Origin of the sequence: Candidatus Electronema sp. JC, from assembly GCF_048287365.2 — a bacterium.
Classification (GTDB): domain Bacteria; phylum Desulfobacterota; class Desulfobulbia; order Desulfobulbales; family Desulfobulbaceae; genus Electronema.
On record NZ_JBLWEM020000040.1, the window covers coordinates 87236 to 95103 of the forward strand.

A 7868-nucleotide genomic window follows, 5' to 3' on the forward strand; every position below is an offset into this window, starting at 1 on the left:
CTCCTCTCAGTTGTTCCTTTGGTAAAGCTGCGTCACTGAAACAGCATTTTTTCTCTCTTGCAGGAGCGTCATTCCTCTGTTGTCTTTCCTGCAATCATCCAGCGATGAAAAAATAATATAACGCGCTTTTTTGTCTCCGCAACCGACAACTCTTGTGTAATCAAAGACTGAGGAGCCAGCTCTTTTATCCAGCAAGGCTGGATATACAGGGAAGGCCGCGCCAACGGCTGTGTCAGGGGCAGCGTGTTGATTCAGCTCGGCAATAATCTCCTGCTGCGCGGCGGCAATATCGGCATGGCTCATGTCCGCGTCAACGTTGAACACCTTTGATTTGTAATAAAAAAAAGGAACAGCAAGCAAAGGCAGTATGATCCATAGTGTTTTTCTCCGCATTTGCTGGGTGAGATAAAAAAACTGCGCGGCAACCAAGCAGGTGATGAGCGGCATGATCATGAGGATGTATCTCGCCAAATGAAAGTTGAGCGAAGAAACTGCCAAAGATACAGCTATGTATACAATGAAAAGCAATATCTTGCTCTGCTGCTCTGTCATGCGCCAAACGGAATAGTTTTTTATTTCACCCGAATTCTTTATAAGAAATATGGTTGTAGTAAGAATAATAACTACGCTCCATAGATAACGTCCCTGTCCTTTGAAGATAAAACTTAAATAATAAAAAAGGCGCGGATAAATATCCGCAATCGAGAAGGAGACGTAATCTGAATGCAGTGGAAAGAAGAACCAGCCATTTTGCAGCTTCTGGACTGCAAGAAAAATACCCCAAGCAAACAGAGGCGCAGAAATCAGGCCAAGTTTTGTCAGGCTGTCCTTGTCAATTTTTCGCTGCCAGATCATTAACAGAAGGATATGCAGTCCGAAGCAGACTGGCAAAACGACGGCTGTTTCTTTGGTCATGATCGCCAGTATTGAAAAAAGAGCGACTTGAAGGAAACGCTCTTTCAGATAGGCATGGATTGAGGCAGTGCAGAAAAAAGCCAGCATGATTTCCGGCAGGACCATGCTGGATTGGGCAATAAAAACCGGCTGCACCGCCAGCAGGGCGCAGGCAAGCAAGCCGACTTCATGACTGAACAAATCCCTTGCCAGCCGGTAGAGCACAAGCAGCAGTCCGCAGCTAAACAGCAGTGCCACGAAATGACCAGCCCAGACGTGCGGCCCAAATATTCTGTATCCAATGGCGAAAATCACTGTGCAGAGAAGAGGATGGCCTCTGGATAATTCAGGCGGAATGGCATTCGGCATCATGCTGATCTGGTGATCAAACATATATAAGGCTGCACGTGAATACACGCCCAGCTCATCCCAGAAATAGGGGTGATGAATATGATTCAGCTTGAACAAAAAGAACAAGAGGATAAGCAGGTAAATAGGATTTACCGCTTTGATTTTAGAAGTCATATTCATTTTGCTTCAACCTTTTGTCCGTATTGTTGCTGCGGTGTTTGAAAAATCACGACCGCGCCGTTCTCAAAGAGCTTGCGGAAGCGTTCGTCCTGCCGCACATCGCGGGCAAAATAATCAGGATACACGCCCAGATCAGTGATGTTCTCATCCACCGGCGCGACGAGGTGTTTTTTAATCACCACTGCGCCGATGCGGAATTTGCGCAGCACCTCGGCCCGCAGCTCGTTGTCCGCCCGCCAGAAATCGCGCAGATGATATTTCAGATACCATTCATGCGGCACAGGAAAAAGACGGTAGTTGCCCTCTGGATACATGAAAATCCGGCTTGGCTGCGGCGGATTTTCCCGCAGCCAAGCAATCGCCTCACGGAGATCAGGACTGATTTGCCGCAGGTTCCACGTTTTGGTCAAAACATAGCCGCCTTGCAGAAAGGCGAGGCTAGCCAAGAGCGAGATCAGCCATTTGGGCCGGGGCAGCCGCACTGTCTGCTCAGCGATGGGCAGCAGGATAAACGGCAGGCCGGGCAGGAAAAAACGCGCGTCTGGCGCGCTGGCAAGAAAAAAGGCGGCGGTAAGAATATAGGACAAGCCTGTGCCCCAGAGCCAGCAGCTGGAGTCTTTTTGCGCAGGCGGCTGATGCCGCAGCAGACGCAGCCCTGCGCCGGCAAGGCCGGTCAGGAGGAGCAGCCAGAGCAGCAGACCGCCGTAGATGAAATAATTGGCTTTAACCCGCAGATCACCGGGATGATTGGCGATGATCGAGGCTTTCTGCTCGGTGATCACCTTGGCTTTCGCTTTGGCAGGATTTTCGGCTGGAGCTGACTGCTGCACGGCGGGCGGTGCTGACGCAGACTTTTTCGGCTTTTTCTCTTCCAGCCAGATGCTCCGCTCAACTGTCCGAACAAGCTGCTGAAATTTTGCCGCTGGATAAAATTTTGAGCCAGTCTGGCTGCTGATCGCCTCACCTAAGCCCCACGTGCAGAGGCCAATCAGCAGGACGGAGCCGGACACTATGGCCGCTGTTTTTTTGAGGCTGCACCGCCGGACTGTCCAGACCGTCAGGCAGAAAAAGAAAGCCGGAAAAAAGAGCATGGCGTTGACCTTGATGCCCAAGGCGAAGGCCATGAAGCACGTGGCCAGCAGCCAGCGGTTTTTCCGCAGCAGATAAAAGGCGGTCAGCGCCTGCGCAGCCATCGGCACGTCCTGATAGAAAGTGACCGTAAAAATCAGGGTCATCGGCAGGCTGGCGAGAATCAGCAGATACGGCATAGCCGCCCGCGTCTGCACCCCGCCTCGGCTCTTGGCGAGCAAATAGGCGATGCCGAGGAACTGGATGAGATACAGAGCCTGATAAAATTGCACCGCCGCAAAGGAGCCGCCGGTCAGGCGGAAGAAAATTGCGCCGAGATAATGCCAGAGAAAGGAGTGCGGATAAACGCGCACTTCGTTTTCGCCCCAGCCGGTCGGGATTTCCGCCTTAAAATTGGGCAGCGGCAGCACTTTGGCCTGTGTTTCCAGCATGTAATAATGCGTCACCTCGTCGCCGACCATCACCTGCGGCGCGGACATGCCCACCAAAAACACGCTGGCCGCCGCCGCGAGGATGATCAGCGGCGCGCCAAGCGTGGTGCCTCTGGCCGGACGGCGGCAGATGCCGCGCCATTTTTGCCAGAAACCGGCCCATAGTCTGACCGGTTCATCCTCGTCTTCCTCCGGCTCGGCAGGAAGTCCTTCCAGCCTGCTGATCCGCCGCAGCAGTGCCCGCTGCTGTTTTTCCAGCTCGGAAATGGTGATGGAAAAATGGAAGACTAAGAGGAGGAGGAAGGCGATGAACAGCGCGGCCACTGCCAGCCCGTACTGCACGCCGAGCAGACTGGGGAAGGTGTGCAGCAGGCCGGGAAACAAGGCGGTGAGCAGGACAATCAGGCTGACCGCCGCCCAAGTCAGGCCGTAGCGGCGTTGCAGACCGGTTTTTGCCCAAGCCGAGCCGGTGAGGAAGAGCAAGGAGAGGCTGAACAGGGCGGCGGTCAGGCGGACGCGGAAGGCTGGCTCCAGTCCGCCGATGAAGCGGGCCAGGCTTTCCTCCAAGGCGATTGCGGCCATCAGCAGGCCGGTCAGCAGGCCGAACACGCCGCCAAGCCGGTTGATCCGCCGATCCCAGAGCGCGGTGACGACGAGAATCACCAGCAGCACGCCGAGGAAAAGCAGGAAAAGCTGCGGCAGGGCGGTGCCTACCCAGCGGTCAATGAAGCTGCTGATTGCGTCCATGAGCTGTTCAGCGGATCATGCCTTGACGGCGCGGATGTCGGGAAGGTTGCGGTATTTTTGGGCGCAGTCCAGCCCATAGCCGACCAAGAAACCGCTGGCGGCCTGAAAACCGGCGTAATCGGCCTGCACCGGCACTGTCCGGCGTTCCTGCTTGTCAATCAGGGCGCAGATTTTGACCGAGGCCGCCTGATGTTTGGCGGCGAAATAGTCCCGCAGCCAAGCGACGGTGAGACCGCTGTCCACAATATCTTCCACTACAAGCACATGCTTGCCCGACAGATCAAGCTCCGGCTCCTTGCGCAGGACGACCGAGCCGCTGCTGGCGGATGCGTCGCCGTAGCTCGCCACCCGGATGAAGTCAATTTCCAGCTCCATGTCAATCGCCCGCGCCAGATCGGCGAGAAAGATGAACGCGCCGTTCAGCACCCCGATCAGCAATAGTTGTTTGCCCTCGTAATCCGTCCTGATCTGCCGCCCAAGGGCCGCGACCCGGCCTGCGATGGCCTGCCGGTCAAAAACTGTCTCTGAATGTTCCATCTTCGCATCGTGGAAAGAAAAGATGATTTATCCCAGCCGTGCTGCATCCTAAACTGATCAGCGCGGAATGCCAAGCGGAAAACGCGCTGCGACCGCATTGACAGCGCGGCCCGGCGTGGTTACTGAGGAGGCATCTGCCAATCTGAACCTTTCCGCCGCCATGCGTCAGTATCTGATCGACGAGCTTTCTTTTCTTGAGCGCGACAACTTGGACAGCTTTCTTAAACGCAGCCTCAAGCACGGCCCCATTGAGGGGACACACTGGCTTGAGCTGCCGCCGGACCTGCTCGCCCCGCCTCAGCAGGCGCACCCGGACTGCGGGCCGTTTTATTTCTCTGTAATTTTAGAGCGGAACGAGCTGCGGGCGGAGTTTCTCGTCCGCAGCTCGCACAACATGCACTGCTCCTGCATCGCCTGGGCCAGCCCGGCGCAGCGGCAATTCCTGCTGGATTGGATTGACAAGATGCTGCAAGAGGAGTTTATTTCTGTTTGAAGAGCTGCTGCATTGCGAGCACGCTGAAATACAACATGAACGGAGGAAGAGAGATGAAGAGAGAAACTGCCCTGCTGATGGCCTGCGCCGCCCTGCTGCCCCTTGCCACCGCCGCCCAGAGCGGCATCGTCGGACGGCCTTACGCGAGCTTCAGCGGCGGCTTGGCCACCCTGAACGACGGCGACCTGAAAACTTCCACAGGAACTTTGGAGGTTGAGTCAGATCCGGGTGTCGCGCTGGCTGCCGCCCTTGGCTATGATTTCGGCCCCAACTTCAGAATGGAGACCGAACTGTCCTATCAGCAGAACGACTTGGACCGTCTCAGCCTGAAAGGGCCGGGGACTGGCGCGAAAGCGTCCGGTGAGACCAAGAGCATGACCGGCCTGCTCAACGGCTACTATGATTTCAACAACATCAGTGCGCTGACCCCCTTTGTCAGCGCGGGTCTTGGTCTGACCAAGGTCGAGCTGAGCGATGTCGCCATTGACGGCGGCAGCATTCCGGGCGAGGCGGACGGCACAGCGATGGCCTATCAGGTCGGCGGCGGTTTCAGCTACGCGCTCAACTACAATCTGGCCCTTGATCTGAAATACCGCTATTTCGCAGCGGTTGATCTGGAGCTGGACGACAATGCCGAGACGGCTGAATTTGATTACGCCAGCCATAACATCTACGGCGGCATAAGGGCTTCTTTCTGACCTTTCTGCCGACAGGCGCGCAAGGAACGGAATTTTTCCGCGCCTTGCGTCATGCAGGTCAGCGGGCCGGATGCCGCTCCGCCAGGCCGCGCAGCTTGGCCAGATACTCCTCCTTGCGGGCCAGCTGGCTGTTGGCCTCCATCTCCCGGATCAGCGGCTGAATCATGCCGCTGATTTCTGTCCCATGCCGGTTCACACCCCGGATGCTCGCCTCGTCAATCAGCAGCAGGGCGTAATAGTTGATCAGCAGACGGGTTCGTGCCTCGCGGCGGAAGAGATAGGAACGCCCGCCGATGGTGTTGAGGAAGAACACAGAATACTCATAGGCCATGCTGAAGGGCAGCTGCACGGTGTCCGCCGGGCAGTCCGGCCCGATGCTGGCGGCGTGAAGGGCGGCTGACATGTCTTCCAGCTGGCCTTGCTCCTGTTCCAGCAGTGTTTTGAGCAGCTGGATGTTGTCCTTGCCGATGACCCTGAAGAAATGAGCGGTGTTGGAAATCACGGTGTAGAGATCGTCGGTCTCCCGCACCACCGCAGGCGGCTTGGCGACCAGTTTGTCCTTCATGCTGTCCAAATGCTTGCGCAGTGGCTGCCTGAGATTGAATTCCTTCAGGTAGCTTTTCTTCTCTATATCGTCAAGAAAGCCGCGCAGCTTACCCGCCGCCTGAGAGCAGCTCATCGGCGGCGGCACGGGCTGTCCTGCTGCCGGGACAAGAGCAGGCTGCTCGGTTTCCCCTGACGGCAGATTGACGCTTGCCGACGGCGGCTCAGCCTGCGTCCCTTGCTCTGCGGGCGGCCCGGCAGGCTTCTCTCCTGACTCCGGCTTCAGGATGGGAAAAGGCGAGGCTTCCGGCTTCTTCGGCTCTTCCGGCTGAAGCCCGACAGCCTGTGCCGCTGTTCTGGCAGCCTCCTCAATCTCTTTGGGAAAAAGAACCCACGCTCCGGCCAGCACCGCCGCCAGCACTGTGCAGCCTAAAGCGATGGACTGAAGCGGCAGTTTCCTTCCCGTTCTCTCCGGCTTCCCGCGTTTCCTGCTCTTCATGGCTTTCCTGCTGTTTTATGGATTTTTTCTGAATGTTCAGCTCTACTCTATCAGATTGCGGCGGCTGTCGGCAAAGAAAAAACCGGGCGGCAGCGGCAGGGCCGGAGAATCCGCCGCTTTTCCCCTTGACGCTGCCAGCCGAACGGGCTAAATAGTACAGGAAACATTTTTTCAGTCCATATGGGGGCCGCTTCCAGCGGAACCTGCGCATAAAAATACGTTGCTGCATACTTTCATCCCTTCAGGAGGATACCAAGATGGCTGTTTATGTAACTGGTCATAAAAACCCGGACACCGATTCCGTCACCGCCGCGATTGCCTACGCCGAGCTGCTCAAGGCCAAGGGCACCGACGCAATTGCGTCCATGCAGGGCGAGATGAACCCGGAGACCCAGACCGTGCTGCGCCGCTTCAACGTGCCCGCGCCGGAACTGATGACTGATGCGGCTGGCAAGACCGTTGCGCTGGTTGATCACAGCGACCTGAAGCAGGCCCCAGACAACCTGAGCGCGGACAATGTGGTCGCCATTGTTGACCACCACAAGATCGGCGATGTGACCACCAACAGCCCGATTTTCTGTTACGTCAAGCCTGTCGGCTGCACCGGCACTGTGCTGAAGCAGCTTTATGATGCCGAGGGCGTGGCCATTCAGCCGCAGATCGCCGGCCTGATGATGTCCGCCATTCTCAGCGACACCGTCAACTTCAAGTCCCCGACCTGCACGGATGAGGACAAGAAGGCGGTCGCCGAGCTGAAGCAGATCGCTTCTGTTCAGGACACCGACGCGCTGTTCATGGAGATGCTGAAGGCGAAAAGTGCCATTGACGGCGTTCCGGCCATGGACCTGCTCAACCGTGATTACAAAGACTTCGACATGAAGGGCAAGACCATCGGCTGCGGCCAGATAGAGCTTGCCGCTTTGGATCAGGCCACCCCGGCCATCCGCGAGGCTCTGTACAAGGCCATGCAGGAGAAGAAGGCCGCAGGCGGCCAGCACACTGTGCTGCTGATGCTGACCGATGTTGTCAAAGAGGGCACCGAATTGATGGTGCTGTCTGATGACGCTTCCATCATCGAAGGCGCGTTCAACACCAAGATGAGCGGCAACTCCATGTGGATTCCCGGCATGATGAGCCGCAAGAAGCAGACCATCCCCAACCTCCAGAAGGCGTTTGGCTGCTGATGCAAGAAGCTGAACCGGAGTCTGCATTCCGGCGGTGACAGTAAGGATCGGCATCCTGCCGATCCTTTTTTATTTGCGAAGAACCCAAGTTGTGACCTATAACATCGTTTTTTCGATGCCATAGGCCAATATGAACAAGAACACCTTCAATTCAAATCCATGCGACGTGACAGCATGAATATGCGCTGGAAATTTTTGGGCGATGACGCTGAATGCCGATTC

At 56.4% G+C, this 7868-nt stretch carries 7 protein-coding genes; 3 read left to right on the top strand and 4 right to left on the bottom strand.

Annotated features, from left to right (window positions below):
- Positions 1 to 6 precede the first annotated feature (6 nt).
- Genes ACNKH3_RS06845 through hpt form a run of 3 tightly spaced genes read right to left on the bottom strand, consistent with a single transcriptional unit; the run spans position 7 to position 4229 of the window.
- On the bottom strand, positions 7 to 1419 hold the full coding sequence (locus ACNKH3_RS06845; protein ID WP_420208706.1) for an ArnT family glycosyltransferase: 1413 nt from the start codon (positions 1417 to 1419) through the stop codon (positions 7 to 9).
- A gap of 2 nt (positions 1420 to 1421) precedes the next feature.
- Complete coding sequence (locus ACNKH3_RS06850; protein ID WP_420208707.1) at positions 1422 to 3692, bottom strand: DUF2304 family protein; 2271 nt, start codon at positions 3690 to 3692, stop codon at positions 1422 to 1424.
- 15 nt (positions 3693 to 3707) lie between these two features.
- On the bottom strand, positions 3708 to 4229 hold the full coding sequence (hpt, locus tag ACNKH3_RS06855; RefSeq protein WP_417917218.1) for a hypoxanthine phosphoribosyltransferase: 522 nt from the start codon (positions 4227 to 4229) through the stop codon (positions 3708 to 3710).
- A gap of 67 nt (positions 4230 to 4296) precedes the next feature.
- On the opposite strand from hpt, the gene ACNKH3_RS06860 reads away from it, so the two are divergent.
- Together ACNKH3_RS06860 and ACNKH3_RS06865 are read left to right on the top strand one after the other, a co-directional pair.
- Entirely contained in the window at positions 4297 to 4722 is a 426-nt protein-coding gene (locus ACNKH3_RS06860) for a hypothetical protein (protein WP_420208708.1), read from the top strand.
- Between the two features lie 53 nt (positions 4723 to 4775).
- A complete protein-coding gene (locus tag ACNKH3_RS06865) occupies positions 4776 to 5420 on the top strand; it encodes an outer membrane protein (RefSeq protein ID WP_420208709.1) in 645 nt (214 codons plus the stop codon).
- 58 nt (positions 5421 to 5478) lie between these two features.
- Here ACNKH3_RS06865 and ACNKH3_RS06870 read toward each other — a convergent pair whose 3' ends face one another.
- Entirely contained in the window at positions 5479 to 6462 is a 984-nt protein-coding gene (locus tag ACNKH3_RS06870) for a hypothetical protein (protein ID WP_420208710.1), read from the bottom strand.
- 257 nt (positions 6463 to 6719) lie between these two features.
- Between ACNKH3_RS06870 and ACNKH3_RS06875 the strand changes: the two genes are divergently transcribed.
- A complete protein-coding gene (locus ACNKH3_RS06875) occupies positions 6720 to 7646 on the top strand; it encodes a manganese-dependent inorganic pyrophosphatase (RefSeq protein ID WP_420208711.1) in 927 nt (308 codons plus the stop codon).
- Positions 7647 to 7868 lie beyond the last annotated feature (222 nt).

Bases quoted from the DNA above. Each gene is read 5' to 3' on its own strand.
- ACNKH3_RS06845 (WP_420208706.1), bottom strand. From the start codon at position 1,419: ATGACTTCTAAAATCAAAGCGGTAAATCCTATTTACCTGCTTATCCTC.
- ACNKH3_RS06850 (WP_420208707.1), bottom strand. From the start codon at position 3,692: ATGGACGCAATCAGCAGCTTCATTGACCGCTGGGTAGGCACCGCCCTG.
- hpt (WP_417917218.1), bottom strand. From the start codon at position 4,229: ATGGAACATTCAGAGACAGTTTTTGACCGGCAGGCCATCGCAGGCCGG.
- ACNKH3_RS06860 (WP_420208708.1), top strand. From the start codon at position 4,297: ATGCCAAGCGGAAAACGCGCTGCGACCGCATTGACAGCGCGGCCCGGC.
- ACNKH3_RS06865 (WP_420208709.1), top strand. From the start codon at position 4,776: ATGAAGAGAGAAACTGCCCTGCTGATGGCCTGCGCCGCCCTGCTGCCC.
- ACNKH3_RS06870 (WP_420208710.1), bottom strand. From the start codon at position 6,462: ATGAAGAGCAGGAAACGCGGGAAGCCGGAGAGAACGGGAAGGAAACTG.
- ACNKH3_RS06875 (WP_420208711.1), top strand. From the start codon at position 6,720: ATGGCTGTTTATGTAACTGGTCATAAAAACCCGGACACCGATTCCGTC.